This is a genomic window from Streptomyces sp. ISL-66, assembly GCF_018614135.1.
Lineage (GTDB): Bacteria > Actinomycetota > Actinomycetes > Streptomycetales > Streptomycetaceae > Streptomyces.
In genome coordinates, this window is sequence record NZ_JAGGOW010000117.1 from 22,789 (window position 1) to 39,981 (window position 17,193).

General features: G+C 70.5%; 17 protein-coding genes. 14 read left to right on the forward strand and 3 right to left on the reverse strand.

Annotated elements, in window-relative coordinates:
• The first annotated feature begins 46 nt into the window (after positions 1 to 46).
• The 3 genes from J7E97_RS22350 (at position 47) to J7E97_RS22360 (ending at position 3,980) form a co-directional block, all read left to right on the forward strand.
• Complete coding sequence (locus J7E97_RS22350; RefSeq protein WP_215030151.1) at positions 47 to 1,411, forward strand: NAD(P)-binding domain-containing protein; 1,365 nt, start codon at positions 47 to 49, stop codon at positions 1,409 to 1,411.
• Positions 1,412 to 1,416: 5 nt separating this feature from the next.
• Complete coding sequence (locus J7E97_RS22355; protein WP_215030154.1) at positions 1,417 to 2,676, forward strand: MFS transporter; 1,260 nt, start codon at positions 1,417 to 1,419, stop codon at positions 2,674 to 2,676.
• A 242-nt stretch (positions 2,677 to 2,918) separates the two neighbouring features.
• Positions 2,919 to 3,980, forward strand: a complete 1,062-nt coding sequence (locus tag J7E97_RS22360; RefSeq protein WP_215030156.1) for a hypothetical protein — start codon at positions 2,919 to 2,921, stop codon at positions 3,978 to 3,980.
• Positions 3,981 to 4,168: 188 nt separating this feature from the next.
• On the opposite strand, the gene J7E97_RS22365 is transcribed toward J7E97_RS22360, so the two are convergent.
• On the reverse strand, positions 4,169 to 5,035 hold the full coding sequence (locus tag J7E97_RS22365; protein WP_215030158.1) for a class I SAM-dependent methyltransferase: 867 nt from the start codon (positions 5,033 to 5,035) through the stop codon (positions 4,169 to 4,171).
• Positions 5,036 to 5,177: 142 nt separating this feature from the next.
• Between J7E97_RS22365 and J7E97_RS22370 the strand changes: the two genes are divergently transcribed.
• The 8 genes from J7E97_RS22370 (at position 5,178) to J7E97_RS22410 (ending at position 13,167) form a co-directional block, all read left to right on the forward strand.
• Positions 5,178 to 5,762, forward strand: coding sequence for a TetR/AcrR family transcriptional regulator (locus tag J7E97_RS22370; RefSeq protein WP_215030160.1), 585 nt, complete (start codon positions 5,178 to 5,180; stop codon positions 5,760 to 5,762).
• A gap of 378 nt (positions 5,763 to 6,140) precedes the next feature.
• Complete coding sequence (locus tag J7E97_RS22375) at positions 6,141 to 6,659, forward strand: DUF4142 domain-containing protein (RefSeq protein ID WP_215030162.1); 519 nt, start codon at positions 6,141 to 6,143, stop codon at positions 6,657 to 6,659.
• Positions 6,660 to 7,056: 397 nt separating this feature from the next.
• Positions 7,057 to 8,502, forward strand: a complete 1,446-nt coding sequence (locus J7E97_RS22380; protein WP_215030164.1) for an oxygenase MpaB family protein — start codon at positions 7,057 to 7,059, stop codon at positions 8,500 to 8,502.
• Positions 8,503 to 8,721: 219 nt separating this feature from the next.
• The gene (locus tag J7E97_RS22390) at positions 8,722 to 9,522 is read left to right on the forward strand and encodes a MerR family transcriptional regulator (RefSeq protein ID WP_215030166.1); all 801 of its coding nucleotides are present in this window, start codon (positions 8,722 to 8,724) and stop codon (positions 9,520 to 9,522) included.
• A complete protein-coding gene (locus J7E97_RS22395) occupies positions 9,519 to 10,733 on the forward strand; it encodes a glycosyltransferase (protein WP_215030169.1) in 1,215 nt (404 codons plus the stop codon). Before J7E97_RS22390 ends, J7E97_RS22395 begins: the two co-directional genes overlap by 4 nt.
• 141 nt (positions 10,734 to 10,874) lie before the next feature.
• Complete coding sequence (locus J7E97_RS36695) at positions 10,875 to 11,069, forward strand: ATP-binding protein (RefSeq protein ID WP_215030171.1); 195 nt, start codon at positions 10,875 to 10,877, stop codon at positions 11,067 to 11,069.
• Positions 11,070 to 11,351: 282 nt separating this feature from the next.
• Positions 11,352 to 12,680: an alpha/beta hydrolase domain-containing protein gene (locus tag J7E97_RS22405; RefSeq protein WP_215030174.1), complete on the forward strand. Its 1,329-nt coding sequence runs from the start codon at positions 11,352 to 11,354 to the stop codon at positions 12,678 to 12,680.
• Positions 12,681 to 12,963: 283 nt separating this feature from the next.
• Entirely contained in the window at positions 12,964 to 13,167 is a 204-nt protein-coding gene (locus tag J7E97_RS22410; protein ID WP_215030177.1) for a cold-shock protein, read from the forward strand.
• A gap of 227 nt (positions 13,168 to 13,394) precedes the next feature.
• On the opposite strand, the gene J7E97_RS22415 is transcribed toward J7E97_RS22410, so the two are convergent.
• The gene (locus tag J7E97_RS22415) at positions 13,395 to 14,570 is read right to left on the reverse strand and encodes an MFS transporter (protein WP_308346673.1); all 1,176 of its coding nucleotides are present in this window, start codon (positions 14,568 to 14,570) and stop codon (positions 13,395 to 13,397) included.
• A gap of 476 nt (positions 14,571 to 15,046) precedes the next feature.
• On the opposite strand from J7E97_RS22415, the gene J7E97_RS22420 reads away from it, so the two are divergent.
• Positions 15,047 to 15,487: a hypothetical protein gene (locus J7E97_RS22420; protein WP_215030183.1), complete on the forward strand. Its 441-nt coding sequence runs from the start codon at positions 15,047 to 15,049 to the stop codon at positions 15,485 to 15,487.
• Between the two features lie 189 nt (positions 15,488 to 15,676).
• Here J7E97_RS22420 and J7E97_RS22425 read toward each other — a convergent pair whose 3' ends face one another.
• On the reverse strand, positions 15,677 to 15,979 hold the full coding sequence (locus J7E97_RS22425; RefSeq protein ID WP_215030186.1) for a hypothetical protein: 303 nt from the start codon (positions 15,977 to 15,979) through the stop codon (positions 15,677 to 15,679).
• Between the two features lie 142 nt (positions 15,980 to 16,121).
• On the opposite strand from J7E97_RS22425, the gene J7E97_RS36110 reads away from it, so the two are divergent.
• On the forward strand, positions 16,122 to 16,280 hold the full coding sequence (locus J7E97_RS36110) for a helix-turn-helix domain-containing protein (protein ID WP_251054961.1): 159 nt from the start codon (positions 16,122 to 16,124) through the stop codon (positions 16,278 to 16,280).
• Positions 16,281 to 16,774: 494 nt separating this feature from the next.
• A complete protein-coding gene (locus tag J7E97_RS36115) occupies positions 16,775 to 17,116 on the forward strand; it encodes a hypothetical protein (RefSeq protein ID WP_251054962.1) in 342 nt (113 codons plus the stop codon).
• Positions 17,117 to 17,193 lie beyond the last annotated feature (77 nt).

Sequence of the window (17,193 nt, forward strand, 5' to 3'; positions counted from 1 at the left end):
GCCGTCAGGACATCGACATCTGTCGAATCAATTGGGGAGCCCCGTCGTGAACGCATCCACCGAAGCCCTGCCCGTCGTCGTGATCGGAGCGGGCCCGGCCGGCCTGGCCGCGGCCGCGCACCTCACCCAGCGCGGGATCGAGCCCTTGGTCCTGGAAGCCGGACCGGCCGCCGCCTCCGCCGTGCGGGAGTGGGCCCACGTCCGGCTCTTCTCCACCTGGTCGGAGCTCGTCGACCCCGCCGCCGAAAAGCTCCTCGCCCCCACCGCCTGGGTCCGGCCCGACGGCGCGGCCTACCCGTCCGGCGGCGACTGGGCCGAGCTCTACCTCCAGCCCCTCGCCGACGTCCTGGGCGACAAGGTCCGTTACGACAGCACCGTGACCGGCGTCTCCCGCACCGGCCGCGACCGCGTCGTGGACGCCGACCGCGACGAGCAGCCCTTCACCGTCCACTACACCGGCGCGGACGGAACCGAGCGGCGCGTCTTCGCCCGCGCCGTCATCGACGCCTCCGGCACCTGGTCCACCCCCGGCCCCGCCGGCGGCAGCGGCCTGCCCGCCCTCGGCGAACGCGCCGCGGCAGACCGGATCTCCTACCGCATCCCCGACCTCAAGGACCCGGCCACCCGGGCCCGGTACGCCGGCAAACGCACCGCCGTCATCGGCTCCGGCGCCTCCGCCTTCACCGCCCTCGCCTACCTCGCCGACCTCGCCAAGGCCGAGGACGCCGCCGGCACCCACGCCGTCTGGCTCCTGCGCCGCGGCATCTCCGGCTCCACCTTCGGCGGCGGCACCGCCGACCAGCTCCCCGCCCGCGGCGCCCTCGGCCTCGCCGCGAAGGCCGCCGTCGACAACGGCTACGCCGACGCCGTCACCGGCTTCCGCACCGACACCTTCGAACGCGCCGGCGACGGCCGCCTGATCCTGGTCGCCGAGGACGGCCGCCGTCTCGACGCGGTCGACGAGGTCATCGTCCTCACCGGCCTGCGCCCCGACCTCACCTTCCTCGACGAACTCCGCCTCGGCCTGGACTCGCGCCTCCAGGCCCCGGTCGACCTCGCGCCGCTGATCGACCCCAACCAGCACTCCTGCGGCACCGTCTACCCCCACGGCGCGGGCGAGCTCTCCCACCCGGAGAAGGACGTCTACCTCGTCGGCATGAAGTCCTACGGCCGTGCCCCGACCTTCCTCGCCATGACCGGCTACGAGCAGGTCCGCTCCATCGCCGCCCACCTCGCCGGCGACCACGAAGCCGCCGAACGCGTCGAGCTCACCCTCCCCGAGACCGGAGTCTGCGGCGGCGCCGGCCTCTTCGACGAGCCCGCGGCCGAGACCGAGGAGACCGGCGGCGGCTGCTGCGCGGCACCGGCCACGCTCACCATCGGCGCCCCGGCCCGCTCCGGCGGCTGCTGACCGAAGTGACCGACCTCCAAGACGGCGGCGCCGCGACCGGAACAGGGGACCGGTCGCGGCCCCGCGCCGTCCTGCCCGCCCTGTGCCTCACCCAGATCACCAGCTGGGGCATCCTCTACTACGCCTTCCCCGTCCTGAACCCGGCCATCACCGCGGACACGGGCTGGGGCACGGGCACGACCACGGCGGCATTCTCCGCCGCCCTCATCGTCTCCGCCCTCGCCGGAATCCACGTCGGCCGCGTCCTGGACCACCGCGGCCCCCGCACCGTCATGACGGCCGGCTCCGTCCTCGGCGTCCTCAGCCTGCTGCTCATCGCCGCGGCCCCCACCCCGGCCGTCTTCCTCACCGGCTGGCTGCTGGCCGGAACCGCCATGGCCGCCACCTTCTACCAACCCGCCTTCGCAGCCCTCACACGGTGGTGGGCCCCCGACCACATCCGCGCGCTGACCATCGTCACCCTCGCCGGCGGGCTCGCCTCCACGGTCTTCGCGCCCCTGACCGCGACGCTGGCCGACCACATGTCCTGGCGCGCCACCTACCTGGTGCTCGCGGGCATCCTGGCCGCCCTGACCATCCCGGCCCACGCCCTCGCCCTGAAAGCACCCTGGCCACCAGCACCTCCGAGCCCGTCGCACGTCACCGGCGGCAGCGACCAAGCCGTGCGCAGCCGGGCGTTCTGGATGCTGGCCGCCACGTTCACCCTGTCCTCGTTCGCGATGTACGCCGTCGTCATCGGCCTCGTCCCCCTGCTCCTCGAACGCGGCTACACCACCACGCAGGCCGCATGGGTCCTGGGGATCGGCGGCGCGGGACAAACCCTCGGCCGCACCCTGTACGCGGCGCTCTCCCGCCGCCTCGGCGTCACCGCACGGACCGTCACCTTGACCGGACTCGGAGGACTCACCACCGCGGCCCTCGCCGGCGTCGCCGGCCCGTACGCCCTCCTCATCGCCGTATCCGTCCTCGCCGGTGTGGTCCGGGGCAACCTCACCCTCCTCCAGGCCACCTCCGTCACCGACCGCTGGGGCACCACCCACTACGGCCGGCTCTCCGCACTCCTCGGCGCACCCGCGCACGCCGCCGCAGCCCTCGCGCCGTTCGCCGGAGCACTCCTGGCCGGGCCGATCGGCGGCTACCCCGCACTGTTCGTACTCCTCTCGGCGATGTCCCTCCTCGCCGCCGGCGCGGCCCTCGCCACCCACCCCGCGCGTACAACGGCCGACCCGACGGCTCACCCGACGGCTCACCCGAACCGGCGATGAGCCCACCCCTGTTGCAGCGGCCGCGTCGGCCGCGGGATGGGGCCTGACGAAGGGGAGACCGGCACGGTGCAGACGGCTCCTGACGGGCCCGGTCCGGCGGGCCGTACCCGTTTGCTTGCTCCGTATGGTGACGTTCTCCGATGTGCTGCATCGTTACTTGAAGTGCACATTCATGCGCGTGCCGCAATGAGGCGAATGTATTGCGCCGCCCGCGCACGCCGGTGTATCGGACGGAGCGATCCATGAGTGACTACGCCATACCCCAGGCCGAGCCCGAAAACGGGGACGGGCGAGAAGCCGCGGAGACTGCGGAACCACAGCCCGTACCGTTCTCGTCAGCCTGCGAACCTGCCGCTTCCCCCTCGGCGGAAGAAGCCGGCGAGGCGGACGATGAGTCGCGTGCCGCTGAAAGCACTGCCTGGTTGCACACCCTGCTGGAGACGGCGGTGACCCATCGGTCCGTGGACGAGGTAGCCGATCTGGTACGGCTCCTGCGGCGGTCCGGGCAGGTTCCCGACGCGGCGGACCAGGCCTTGCGAGCTGCCGCGATCAGCCGCCCCATCCCGGACGTCCTCTCCCTCGTCGTGCTCCTCGCGCAGGACGACGAGCCGCAGCACCGGCTCCCGTCCGAGCCGCACGCGGAGCCGCAGCTTCATCCCGATCCCCAGCCCGAGTTCGAGCCGCAACCTCGGTCTGAGCCGGCGGCAGAGCCCGGCCGGGCGGAGCCGGGGCGTCGATCCGCTGGGCGAGGCTCTCGCAAGCGCGGCGATCGCCCGTCGCGGGAGGGACCGGAGGCGGATGCGCCGCCGACCGTGCCCGGCCGCGCGCTGCGGTGGCCGGTGGCGGTGGCCCTGGTCGTCTCCGCGCTTCTGTACCTGCCCCGCGATCCCTCCCGCGACCTCGTCCAGGGCGGTGGGACGGCATGGCTTCAGGTGGGCTTGGCGGCCGTGTGCCTGGCTCTCGGTGTGCTGGTGACGGTGCGGGACCGTGTCTGGGTGTGGTCGGCCACGACCCTGACGGGAATCGGGCTGGTGTCGATCCACGTGCTCGCGAACGTGATGGGCCTCGACCTCTCGGGCGCCCGGACCGGCAGCTTCCTGCCCTGGCCCACCGGCGCCTCGATGCTCGCGGCCGGCCTTACCGCCATCCTGTCGGTCATGGCCCTGCTCTATCGCTCGGACGGGCCGCAGCCCGCAGCTGACCTGCCGCTCTTCGTCCCGCCGGAAGCGGTGCCCCATCCGCTGGACGCACCGCTCGATCCGACGACCGACCTCGCCCGCGAAGACGAGGTCCCAGCCCCTTGAGGACGAGGTCGCAGCGCCGCGAGGTGGCGGAGCCGGTGCTCATGCTGCATCAGGCGGTGGCGGTCGGTACCGGCTCCGGCGAAGGGCTCGGGCATGACCGCGCCGAAGCCCGAGGGATCGCCTGGTGACGCATCGATTCCTGGACTCGCACGCCAATCGCTCCATGCTCGACCCTGCCCCTGTTGCGCTCAGGGCCTGCCGGACGGGCCGGTCGGGCGATCCGCCGTGACGACCCACGACGTGCTGCGCAGCCGGACCGTGCCGTCCGCTGCCTCGTGGGCGCGCAGGTGGTCCGTCAGCGTGCGCAGGGCGCGGGCCCGTGCGGTCGTGTCGGCCTGCTCCATCAGGTGGCGACCGGGGCCGGTTCCGAGCAGGAACTCCGCCGCGTCTCCGGCTCCGCGCCCCCACGCCCCGTACGCCTGCGCCTGGTTGACGGTGACGTCGGTGAATCCGGCTGTGGTGAGGACGTCGCGGATGCGGTCCGGCGAGGCCAGGGAGAACATGCCGGGCAGCCCCTGCTGACCGAAGTCGCCGACCGGTAGAAAGTCGCGCAGAGATGCCACTGCCGTCACCCAGTCGTTCAGCGTGGCATCGGCCGGGCAGACGAACGCCAGGCGCCCGCCGGGTCGCAGCGCCCGGCCGACGTTGCCGAAGGCGGCTACGGGGTCGGCGAAGAACATCACCCCGTAGCGGCTGATTGCCGCGTCGAAGGCGCCCGCTTCGAAGGGGTGCACCTGCGCGTCGCCTTGCGCGAAGGAAACGTTGACGATGCTCTCCCGCTCGGCGCGGGCTCGCGCCTCGGCCAGCATCGGGCCGGACAAATCCAGGCCCAGCGCGCGGCCTTGGGGTGCCCGGAGCGCAGCGAGGCGCGTGGTCTGCCCGGAGCCGCAGCCGAGGTCGAGGGTCCGGTGGCCCCCGGTGATCCCGGCGGCGTCCAGGAGCGGCTCGTTGAAGCCCTCGTTCACGGCGTTCCAGCGGTCCTGGTTGCGGGCCCAGTGGGCTCCTTCGGGGCCGTTCCATGCCTGTGCCTGCTCGGTGTTGACGATGTCCGGCACGGGTGCCTCCTGTGGTGGACGACAGAGAATGGGCGTGTGCCCAAAGAGTATGGGCAGACGCCCAAACTGGCAATACTCGATACTCTCTCTCCAGGCGGTTGTGCCTTTGGGAGCGGCGGAGCCGGAACGGAAGGGGAGAGCCATGTCACCGCGCGGAGTGGCGACGCCGGACGTACGCGAGCGGCTGTTCGCGGCCGCCGAGCGCGTCGCGGAAAGAGATGGCCCCGGCGCGCTCACCAGCCGGTCCGTCACGACCGAAGCGGGCTGCGCCAAGGGGCTGTTGCATACGCACTTCGCGGGGCTCGACGAGTTCGTGGCCGAGCTCTGCCTCGACCGGTTCGCACGGACGGCGGCGAAGGCGCAGGCATTGTCGGAGCTGGCCGGGCAGGGCGAGGTGGCGCACAACCTCGAGGCCGTCGCCTTGGCACTGTTCGACTCCGGCGGTCCCGCCATCTCGGGCCTGGCCATGACCCGCCCCGCCGCCGCGCTGCGCATCCGCGAGGCCCTGGAAGGCGGGGCGCCCGGCTTCGCCGCGGTTCAGGAGGCCATCACCGGCTATCTGAAGGCCGAGCAGGGGCTCGACCGGGTGGCGGAGACCATCGACCCGGACGCGGTAGCCCTCGCCATCGTCGGCAGTGCCCACCACCTCCTGATGACCGGATGGCCCGGCACGCCGGACCCCCGGCCTCCCATGGCGCGCCTGGTGGCCGCGCTGCTGGACGGCTAGTCAGGAGCAGGGCCGCAGACGTACGGCGGCACCCGGCCGGCCCGCGGTAACCGGCTCTCGGGTGTCCACGCGCACCCGTAACCAATAGGAGTGATCAAATCACTGTCTGCGTGCGATGCATGGTTCGCGGACAGCTCCAGCAGAGCGGCCTGAACACGACCGAACGCCCGGTCCGACTGGGAGAGGACGTTCCGGGCTGAAGGACCCTGCCGCGAGCCGGACTGGAGGGACGCCGGGGGCGGCCACGCTCGCTGCCCGCGCGGCCCCCGTCCGTTCTCGGGTGACTCGTTTGACAGGCGCCAGCCGGGTAGGTGCCAGACAGAGCGCGGCTGACACTGGTGGATCTTCCACTCGGTCGCGTAGAAGGAGTGAGGTGTCATGCGTAATCGTCTGTTGGTGGCGGCCGTCGTCACCGTCGTGGCCGGGATATGCGGGCCTGCAGCTGCCGCTGGGGCACCGGCCGGAGACCAGGACACCACGTTCGTGAACTCCTCTCACCAGGGCAACCTGGCGGAGATCGCCGCCGGCCAGGACGCTCAGGAGCATGCGACGACCTCGTGTGTGAAGGACGTCGGCGCGAAGCTGGTCACCGATCATGAGGACCTCGACAGCGATCTGAAGGCGCTGGCCACGAAGAGCGGGATGACGCTGCCCACCGCGCCCACGGTCGAGCAGCAGCAGAAGTTGATTGCTATCCAGGACGAGGCCGGAACGGCGGAATATGACACCGCCTGGCTCGCTGACCAGGAAGCCGCCCATACCAAGACCCTGGCGTTGATCGACACGCAGATCCGCGCTGGAAGCGACACGGCCGTCACCAACGCCGCTCAGAAGGCGCGCCCCGTGGTGGCCATGCACCTGGAGATGGTCCGCGGCGGCACCTGCCACCCCATGTAGACCCTCTCGAACCTTGCGCCGCACCGCCAGACCCCGCGCTGCCTTCAGTACCGCTCCTGGCCGCCGCGAGCCGGCCCTGCGGTGTGCACAGCCGTCTCGGCTGTCACCCGGTTCGGCGTCCGCGTACGCACACGGGCCCCGGCCACCGCGCCATGATCCGTCCCCGCACGTCACACGGCTTTGAACATGGGCAGGTAGTCCCACTTCGCGGACCGCCACGACGACCGTGAAGTCCCGGGTCTGACTCGTCCCGCGGCCCGCGTGACCCGGATGGGTGAATTCGCGGACCCGGCCGAACCCTGATGCCGGTAGGACCGTTGGGCTGGCGGATAACCGGATGATCGCTCTTCGGTCATCCCCAGACCATTCCTGCGCACGTGCTTGAGGAGACGTCCCCTTGGCTACCACTGAACTTCCTGGACCCGATTCGCTGCTGCGCCGCACGCTGGGGGAGTGGCGGATCGGCTTGGTGGCGTGGCGGCTCCTGGTTCTGCAAACCGCGGATCCGGCGGTCGCCGCCGGCATGGCCAACTTCTCCACCTACCGCGCGCACCCGTGGCGGCGCGTCGAGCACACCATGGACAGCGGGAAGCGACTGTTCTTCTCCGACCGTGAAGGGCTGCGCCGTGAGGTCGCCCGTCTGGAGCGTACGCACCGCCGTCTGGCCGGGACCGATGAGCAGGGCAGGCCGTTCACAGCGTTGGACCCGGCGGTGCGGGTGTGGGTGCTGATCACCTTGTACGAGTGCATGACGGCGATGCGGGAACTGTCCGGACGCCCCCTGGCGCCGCCCGAACTGGATCAGATGTACGGAGAATTCCGCGCCGTCTGTACCGAATTCGGCTTGCCCGAAGATCTACTCCCGAACACGGCCGCGGACGTACCCGCCTACATGGACCGCACGATCCGCGAGCGCCTCGAGTACAGCGAACCCGTGCGCTACCTGCTTTTCGACATGCTCCGTGAAGCACCCGCACCCCGCCGCCTCGGCCTTCTGAAGCCGGCCTGGCCGCTTCTGCGCACGGTGGCCGCCCACGTGATCGGTGCGCTGACCATCGCGGACCTGCCGGAAGCCTTCCGCGAGCGCTTCAGTCTCCCCCGCACCCGCCGTGCGGCCTTGCTGTCCTTCATCCTCCACCGCGGTATGCGCGTGCTGATGAACGCGCTGCCCGAGCACCGCCGCTACCGCACTCCACTGGCCGGCATCCCCTCGACTCCGCACCCTCCCACAGCTTCCGCCGACCGCCCTTCCCCGCCGGAGGCAAGCCCCGTCCGGCTTCCCGCAGCACGCCGCCGCAAGCTTGCCGATTCCCGCCCGGCGCGTCTGCGGACCTTTTTCCGCCAGGTCCTGGACCAGACCGGCGACGGCCGCATCAGCTCGGCCGATCTGCAGGCCATGGCGCACAACGTGTGCTGGCCGCTCGAACTCGCCCCTGAGCGCGAAGCCCACGTCTACGCCGCCTTCGAGACCTGGTGGCAGCAGATGCGGGCCGGGATGGATGCTGACGACGACGGACAGGTGACCTGTGAGGAGTTCGTCACCGCAATGCTCACCGGAATCGACGCCGGACCGGCCTATCTCGAGCAGGGGCTGCATGTCGCGGTGCGGGCGATCTTCCACGCTACGGACGCCGACGACAGCGGACACCTTTGTGCCGACGAGTACCGCACGATCTTCGGCGGCTCCCGGGTCCACCCCGCCGAACTCAACCACGGTTTCCGCCAGCTCGACCACGATGGAGACGGCCGGATCACCGAAGACGAATTCGTCCAGGCCTTCACCGATTACTTCACCGCCCGTACCGACAACACCGCCGGCACCCAACTCCTCGGACGCCCATAGCGGCCGACGAAGGTCCGGGGCAGCCACGGAGGTTCTTCAGCGGTGACGCTCCAGCGTGAGTACGGCTTTGGCAATTGACGTCATGTGGTTGCAGCGGGCGGGACGGAAGGTCCTCCAGGACTTGAGGTGGGCGAGGCCTCGCTCCGAGACCCAGCGAGCGGGGGTTGACCCTCCCCTTACGTCAGGCTTGAGGCTGTGAACCGACGAAAGGGCAGGTGGATGAGCTACTCCGTGGGGCAGGTCTCGGCCTTCGCCGGGGTGACGGTGCGGACACTGCATCACTACGACAAGGCGGGGCTGCTCTCGCCCAGTGACCGCAGCCACGCCGGATACCGGCTCTACAGCGAGGCTGACCTGGTCCGTCTCCAGCAGATCCTCTTTTACCGTGAGCTCGGCTTCCCTCTCGACGAGATCGCCGCGATCTTCAAGGATCCGCAGGTGAACCCCTTGGAGCGGCTCCGGGCCCGGCAGCGGCAGCTGAGTGAGGAGATCGCCAGGCTGCAGCGGCTGGCCGAGGTGGCGGAACGGGCGATGGAGGTCCAGAAGACCGGCGTGTTCCTGACTCCTCAGGAACGCTTCGAGGTCTTCGGTGAGATCACCTTCGACCTGAGCTATGCCACAGAAGCAGAACTGAAGTGGGCGGACTCGGATGGACAGCGCGAGGCGATGGCGCGCGCGGCTGCTCACACCAAGGAGGATTGGCGTCAGCTCATGGGCGAGGCCGCCGCTTGGCGCGCGGAGCTGCTCGCGGCCTTCGATGAGGGGGAGCTGAGCAACGGCGAGCGGGCCATGGACCTCGCCGAGGAGCACCGCTTGCACATCTCACGATGGTTCACCTCCTGCCCGCCCGACATGCACCGGCGCATCGCGGACGACTTCGTCGCCGACCCGCGCGCATTCGCTCTGGTCATACCGCCGTCGCAGCAACGCCCGGGCCTGGCCGCCTATACGCGCAAGGCGGTTCACGCCAACGCGGCCCGCCACTCAGGTGGCCGTACCGATTCCGAGGAAGACCGATGAGGATCCTGATCGCCGCAGCCGGATCGCGCGGCGACGTCGCGCCCTACACGGGTCTGGGCGCCGAACTATGCCGCGCCGGATACGACGTTACCCTCGCCACCACAGACACCTTCGCACCCCTCGTACGCGACGCAGGGCTGGAATTTCGCAGCCTCCCCGCCGACACACGCGTGCGTGGCAGCGTCACAGGCAAACGTGAACTCATGCGCACTGCCGCCGCGTTCATTACCGAACTGGGTCAGGGCTTCGCCGACGTGATGGACGATGGCACGGACCTGCTCCTGCTGTCGACCACCACGGCCCCGCTCGGCTGGCACCTCACCGAGGCCACGGGCACACCGAGCCTCGGCGTGTACCTCCAACCCACCGCACCGACCGGCGACTTCCCGCCCGTCGTGACAGGCTCCCGCTCACTGGGCCGTCTCGCCAACCGAGCCACCGGACGCTTCGCACTGCGCATGGCCGACCGCGTCTACGAACAGGCTGTCGCAAAGCTTCGCCGCCGCCTCCAGCTGCCCCCGGCCTCACCTTCCGAGATACGTCGACGACAGGGACAGGCGAATTGGCCCATCTTGCATGGCTTCAGCACGGTCCTGGTGCCTCGTCCCTCCGACTGGCGCTCTGGCCTGGAGGTCGTGGGCAACTGGTGGCCCCATCATGAGGCGGCCGAACGGCTGCCTACTGATCTGGAGGACTTCCTGCGTGCCGGACCCCGACCCGTCCTCATCGGCTTCGGAAGCATGGCGGCCGGTGACGGGGAGCGGCTGAGCGAGATCGCTGTACAAGCCCTGCGCCGCGCCGGGCTGCGCGGCATCCTCCAAGCCGGCAGTGCCGGGCTCGCCGCCGACGGGAACGACGTGCTCACGATCGGGGACGTACCGCACGCCTTGCTGTTTCCACGGCTGGCTGCGGTGGTCCACCATGGCGGGGCCGGCACCTCGGCCGCCGCGTTGCGTGCCGGAGTGCCCGCGGTCACCGTACCGGTGACTGCCGACCAGCCGTTCTGGGCGGGGCGACTTGCCGCCATCGGCGCCGCCACCGATCCGATCCCCTTCCGATCCCTCACCGCCGAACGGCTTGCCGACTCACTTCACCAAGTAGTGAAGCAGCAGGCACACAGTCGAGCCGCCGCAAAGGCGGCGCAACATCTGATGACCGAGAACGGAGCGGGTCAGGCGCTCAAGGTCATCCAGCAGCTGACCGGTGGATGACGCCAATCCGTTCCTCGTGGGCTGCTTGGTTGAGACGTCAGACATCCGATCCTGGAGCGGCGCCGCTGAAGAACCTCACTGATGGGCCTTGGCTGCTCGTGGCGATTCCCGCAGGGGCATGACGAGTGTGGTGGGGGAAGAGTGCGTTCTCGTGCTCGCCGCCTCGTCCGGGAGAGGGTCGACGCCTTCGGTGACGCCGCCGTCGCCGCCACCATGCTCGAACGGCTCCTGCACCCGGCCGTGGTCGTCGGCATCGATGGCCTGTCCCACCGGCTCCGCGGACGCCAGCAGCAGGCCCGAGTCCTGCAGCAGGGAGCCAACGCACGTGTCTCCTGACCAGGACGGCCGGTAGGCCTGCTGGGACGCCCAGACGGGGGAGGCGGATCGCTCCGTTGGGCGAGGCCGGTAGGCGGAACCGGACCGGAGTGGTCGGCTGGCTCCAGCGCCGGAGCACCGGATGAGTGCTTCACGGCGTAGAAGGAGGAGCACCCGATGTTCTGGCAGTGGTTCCGAAACAACGGCCCCGTGACGCCTGCGCGGCTTTCACGACCCGACCGGGCCGCCGGTCTTGCCCACCCCCTCCCGCGGCCGGGCGGCCTCCGCCGGAGGCGGCTCGGGATGTGGGCACTGCTGCTGGCCGCGCTCATGCTGGCCCTGCCGGCAACAGGCGCCCAGGCCGTCCCCCGTCACCCCCAGTCGGTCGCGGCCGCCCAGGAGGCCGCCAACCCCCCGCAGCACGGGAACGAGGACCGGCTCGGCCGTCCGACGACCACGCCCCTCGGGTCGTTCGGCGGCATCCGCTACGTCCAGTACGACGGTGTGTTCGAAGGCCGGACGACGACCGGCCGGTTCCGGGTGCCCTACCGGATCAGCGCTCCGGCCGAACCGCATCGCTCCAACGGCAGCGTGCTCGTCGAGCCGCCGCACTTCGTGGTGGGCCTCGGCGCGCTCAACGTCTACTTTGGCAAGGATTTCCTGTTCAGGCGCGGATTCGTACACGCCGCCGTCGGCTGGAGCACCCTCGGTAACCGCATCCTCGACCCGTCCGTCCCCGGCACCTTCATCGACGGAGGAATCGAGGAGGACGGAGCGAGGGTCGACGACGAGATCATCACCGACTTCGCCAAGGCACTCTCCTCCGGTGGCCGCTCGATGGTCGGAAAGGTGTCCCGGAAGTACGTCACGGGCTTCTCCGACAGCTCGTACCCCATCCTCCGCCTCGTCCACTCCGGCGCCGCCGCAGGCGTGTTCGACCTGGCCGTGCCGATCACCACGGAGGGTTTCGACCCGCAGGCCGACCTCGTGGCCGGCCGCTTCGACGGCAAGATCGTCATCGTGAACTCGGAAGCCGACGACTCCACGAACCTGCCCGACCGAGGCGTCGCCCTCAACCGCTACCGCTTCTACGTCGTCGCGGGCAGTCCGCACATCCCGGATCCGCTGGACGCGCCGCTGGACCTCCCGTTCCCGGTGAGGCAGACGACACCGGCCTCCTTCGTGCCCGCGCTGCGCGCGCATTTCCTGCAGGGGCACGACTGGGTCCGCAAGGAGTCTTCGCCGCCGACGAGCACGCAGCTGCGTACTCAGAACGGCACCGTCGTCCGCGACGCCGTCGGCAACGCGATCACCGAGGACCGCACCGGCCGACGGGTGCCCCGGCTGCCGTTCGTCGAACTCGGTGAGGCGCGCTACATCTCCGGCTTCGTCGGCAGCTACGACAACGTGCGCAACGTACAGCAGCTCGGCTTCAGTTCCCACGAGGCCTACGCCAATGCGTTCGCCGCCGAAGTCCGCGCCTACCAGAAGGCCCGCTACATCCTGCCCGAGGACGCGGATGACATGCGCCGGCGGGCACGGCTGTGCCCGCCGCTGACGTTCACCGAGACCTACCGCGACCACTACACCGAGTTCGTCGCGATCCAGCCCTGCGCGGCCGCGGCACGCTGAGCCCCCGTCTGCGCACTCGCGCACGTGAGCGATGGAGCTGACGGTGCGCACACCGGCGGCCACGGCATCACAGCCTGACAATGCTCCATACGTGGGCGTTCTCGTGGAGTGCGGGGAGCTGTCCGTGTAACGTCAGGGCTAGCTGTCATGGTTCCGAAGTACCGGTCGCCCGTGAGTACGCGTTCACGGGCGACCGCGCTGTTCACAGTTTCTGAGGACCAGGGCGATCACCTCCGGTTTCCGCACGGTGCGGGACCGGTTTCGAGTCCCCTTGGAGGGCAACATGGCTACGGGAACTGTTAAGTGGTTCAACGCGGAGAAGGGCTTCGGTTTCATCGAGCAGGACGGCGGCGGCCCGGACGTCTTCGCCCACTACTCGAACATCGCCAGCTCGGGCTTCCGTGAGCTCCAGGAAGGCCAGAAGGTCAACTTCGACGTCACCCAGGGCCAGAAGGGTCCGCAGGCAGAGAACATCACTCCCGCCTAGACAACTCGCTGCGCCCGCCCAGGACACTTCCTCGGCGGGCGCTGCGTGTGGGGCTCCTTCCCGGCCGGCCGGCCTCGCGGTACTTGAGGCTTCGGGTCAAGCCGGGTACGGGCAAACCACGAGCCTCGCCGAGCAGGCGGGGATGATGCTGCTGCGCGGCGATGGCCCCGGCGTGGACGGCTACGGCCAGGCGACCTGACCCACCCACTCCCTGGTCGTCCCGTCGCTCACTCGGCAACGCCCGGCTGCGGCCGGGTCCGTATGCCCCAGCGGGCAAGAGACGGGCCTACAGCGCCCAACGCCCCGAAGAACACCGCCAGCAGCAGCCAGCCCGCCGTACCGAGGCCGAGCACCACCGTGGTGAGGATCGCGGGGGCAAGAGCCTGGCCCGCGCTGAAGCCGAGGCCGAGGAGACCTTGGTACTGGCCCTGGGCATGGTCGGGGGCAAGACCGAAGCCCAGGGCGAAGCCCGCCGAGGACTCCCAGACCTCTGCCAAGCTATGGACGAAGATCGCTGCCAGGATCAGTCCCGCTGCCGCCCAGACAGGGGTGTACGCCGCCAGCGCCATCATCGGGCAGCTGACGAGGAAGAGCAGCCCCGCGGTGCGGAACGCCCTGCCGCCGTCGTGCGGGGTTTCGATACGGGAGCCGATCCTGGTCTGCATCAGCACGCAGAAGGCGGCATTGACGGCGAACAGTGCGGCCACCGTCCAGCGCGGCGCTTCGGTGTGTTCGGAGATCCAGATCGGCAGGAGCAGGGAGACCACCGGGTATTGCAGTCCCATGGCCCCGTAGAGGGCGGTGAACGTCAGGAACGGGCGGTCCGTGAAAGCGAGCCAGCGACGCTGCTGCGGCGGTGCTGCCAGCACGGAATAGCGGGGCAGCAGGAGCAGAAGCACCGCGCACAGGGCGAAGCTCGCCGCGTTGCCGAGGATGAGGGTGACATAGGCGCCACGGGTGTCCGCGGCCAGCGCAAGCCCGGCACCTACCGTTCCCAGAATGACGCCCAGGTTGACGAAGGTGCGCAACTTCGCCCGGAACAGGGCCGGGCGATCACCCCCGACCCGGACCACCAGAGCGCCCCAGGCCGCACCACCGGCCGCTGCCGCGATCTGGTCGACCGTCGCGATGATCGTGAGTGCGGCCCAGCTCTCGACGAGGACGAGGGCCGCCATCGACATCGCCTGGACCGCGAGGGCCAGCATCATGATCGTGCGCGCCCCGCGCCGGTCAGCGAGATGTCCTCCGGGTATCCCGGCGCACAGGCCGATCAGTCCGGCGATGGTGAGCGCGGCGCCGACCTGCACCGCGGGCAGGCCCACGACCAAGGTGAAATAGAGCGCCGACGCCGCGTTGAACAGACCGTTGCCGACCCGGTTGACGAAACTCGCGGCGATCAGCACGCGCTCCGGCCTGCTGTCTCCCACCATGCGGCCTATTCGGCCCGTCGGGATACCTTTGATCATGGACGGCAGGCTAGCAACGCTCGCAGAGTCCGCCGCAGTTGCCCGGAGCGTCGCGTGGAGGCGCGGCAGTCGCCTGCCCAGGGCGCGACCCAGGACTTGCGTCCCAGCTGGACGGCCCCGGTGACCAGGTACGACGCTGTCCAGGTGCGGGCGGCATCGGCGTTGGTGCCGACGGGCCCGGTACACGGGGTCCTCGAACGGGGGCCTGCCCACGGCTGCCGCAGCGTCCAGGACTGGAACTGCACCACGGCGATCTCCCGCGCCGCGGCCACTGCGGGAGCCGGGCTGGCCCACGCCACGCCTGTGTCCTTTGCACGCTGGTCGGCCAGGTGTCGCAGCGCTGTTGGCCGGTGTTCGAGACGTTGCCGGGGCCCTGGTGCGCGGTTGGCATCCGGGCAGGCTAGTTTGCTCGGATGAGTCTCCTTGATGATGTGGCCGAGCGCGATGGCTGGCGGTGCTGGGTGTGTGACGAACCGGTCGACCCCGACGAGTCGGTGAACGACCCGCGGGGGCCAAGTGTCGACAGCCGGACCGCCGACCGGAAGGCCAAGGTCGCCGAGCGGCTTGCGCACCGCGGGTGCAATACCCGCAAGGGCGCGGTCAAGGTGGTCATCGCCTGGCCGGAGCGCCTGTACGTAGTCGAACCCGCGCCGCTGATCGCCGTTGCCGACAGGCTGGAGCGCAAGGGGGGCCGCGAGATGGTGGGCCGTTGTCCGACCAAGAAGGACGCCCAAGAGGCGGCGGATTGGCTGGTGGACCGGTTCTCCCGACTGGTACCGGGGCTGCCGGTGACCGCCGACATCCAGGCCGGCGGCGGTCAGTTCCTCGTCGTCCTGGCCACCGGCCGCCGCTGAAGGTAATCGGCGACAGTCGCCATGTGGGCATCGGCGCAGTCGCGGCCGGACTGCTCGGCGGCATGCCCTACGTGCGGTGGTCGGCGACCCGCGAGGCAGACCGGATTCGCGGCTAGGCCGATCCGTCCTGCCCTGTGTCGTGGTTCAGCAGCGGATCACGGCCGGGTAGGAGGGTGGGAGCTCGGCGGTTTACTTCTCTTCCGCGATCCGCTCCCGGTCCCGGATGAGCGCGTCTTCTCGGGCCTCTGGGGAAACAGGCTCGCCGTAGGTGATCGCCGCAGCGTCGCCGATGGGGGCCAGGGAGTACCGGATGGGGGAGCGGGTCGTGCTCGTCGGCAGGCGCAGGCGGGCGACACCGACCGGGAGTTCGGCCCGCAGCGCTCCGTGCCAGCGGATCCACCCGGTGAAGGTGAAGCCGGATTCGGACAGGTCCGCGCGCAAGGAGGCGGCGAGAGATTCCGACTGGCCCGCCGCCGTCGGTTCGTGGGACATCCGCTGATTCTCCGGCCCGCCACTGACAACGTGGGCAGAGGCTTGAGATCGCAGAGGTCGCCCTGTTGGGCAGTTGACGTCCGCAGGTCGCTCGCGGGGAGCACCGTCCGGGTGAGGAGTCCAGAACGGAGAGGTGCCCGTCATGACCCAATCCCCAGACACCGGCACCGGGGCGCGCGTGCGCGTGGCCCGGATCGCGGCAGGCCTGACGCAGGCGGAGACGGCCGGTCTGGTGGGCCGATCCGAACGCTGGGCCGAGGACGTCGAAGCCGGCCGGCTCCCGCTGGACGGTACTCCCTGATCACCGCCGTCGCCACGGTCTGCGAGGTCGACGTCGTGGCTGCTCGGACAGCCCTACCGGCTCCGCCGCGAGCAGGGCTCCGCCGTCCCGCACGTACCCGCGCTTCGCGCAGCCCTGCGCCGCTCCTCCCGCATCCTCTCCGGCCACCCCGGTCTCGTGCCGTCCGCGCCGGCCGCGGCCGGGGCCGCGACCCATCTGGACGATCCGATCGTGAAAGCGGCCGTGGCCTGGGACCGGTGCGGCGCCCTGCTTCACCAGGGCTCGTTGCGCGAGACGCAGGCGGTCGCGGACGCCGCCCTGCGCGATCTGGAGCCGATCTCGGCGACGGGGGACACCGACGCCCTCGTGCTGGAAGGCACGCTGGTGCTGCGTCAGGTCGTCGCCTGCGCCTGCGCCTGCGCCGGCGACGCCGACGGTGCCTGGAGCCAGTCCACCCGCGCGGTGGAGGTCTCCGAGCGCCTCCCGGCGGTCATCACGATCTGCGGTGGCAGACCGTGTTCTCCCGGGCGAACGTCCTCGTGCACACGACCGAGGCCGGGGTCGAGGTGGACGCGCCCGACACCGGGCTCTCGTTCGTCGACGACGTCGACGTGACGGCGATGCCGAGCCGGGAGGGCATCACCCACTACCGGATCGACGAGGCGCGGGCCATGCACCGCATGGGCCGCTCCGGCGAAGCCGCGGTGACGTTGCGGGCGGCGGCGCAGCGGGCCACGCACTACGTGCACGCGTACCCCATGGCCCGCGAACTCGTCGGCGACATGGTCCGCCGGGGCGTTCCCTCGCAGGCCGTTGCCCCGTCCGGGCTGGTCCGCAGGAGGGAACGGATGTCCTGACATCAGGGTGCATATGCCAGTTGGGCGGCTTACGGAATTCCTGTGGCTCGCCCTACTTCTTCGGCGGGACGACCCTC

Excerpts from the sequence above, each read along its gene's own strand:
- J7E97_RS22360 (WP_215030156.1), top strand. The coding sequence starts at position 2,919 with ATGAGTGACTACGCCATACCCCAGGCCGAGCCCGAAAACGGGGACGGG.
- J7E97_RS22370 (WP_215030160.1), top strand. The coding sequence starts at position 5,178 with ATGTCACCGCGCGGAGTGGCGACGCCGGACGTACGCGAGCGGCTGTTC.
- J7E97_RS22375 (WP_215030162.1), top strand. The coding sequence starts at position 6,141 with ATGCGTAATCGTCTGTTGGTGGCGGCCGTCGTCACCGTCGTGGCCGGG.
- J7E97_RS22390 (WP_215030166.1), top strand. The coding sequence starts at position 8,722 with ATGAGCTACTCCGTGGGGCAGGTCTCGGCCTTCGCCGGGGTGACGGTG.
- J7E97_RS22395 (WP_215030169.1), top strand. The coding sequence starts at position 9,519 with ATGAGGATCCTGATCGCCGCAGCCGGATCGCGCGGCGACGTCGCGCCC.
- J7E97_RS22405 (WP_215030174.1), top strand. The coding sequence starts at position 11,352 with ATGTGGGCACTGCTGCTGGCCGCGCTCATGCTGGCCCTGCCGGCAACA.
- J7E97_RS22410 (WP_215030177.1), top strand. The coding sequence starts at position 12,964 with ATGGCTACGGGAACTGTTAAGTGGTTCAACGCGGAGAAGGGCTTCGGT.
- J7E97_RS22420 (WP_215030183.1), top strand. The coding sequence starts at position 15,047 with ATGAGTCTCCTTGATGATGTGGCCGAGCGCGATGGCTGGCGGTGCTGG.
- J7E97_RS22425 (WP_215030186.1), bottom strand. The coding sequence starts at position 15,979 with ATGTCCCACGAACCGACGGCGGCGGGCCAGTCGGAATCTCTCGCCGCC.
- J7E97_RS36110 (WP_251054961.1), top strand. The coding sequence starts at position 16,122 with ATGACCCAATCCCCAGACACCGGCACCGGGGCGCGCGTGCGCGTGGCC.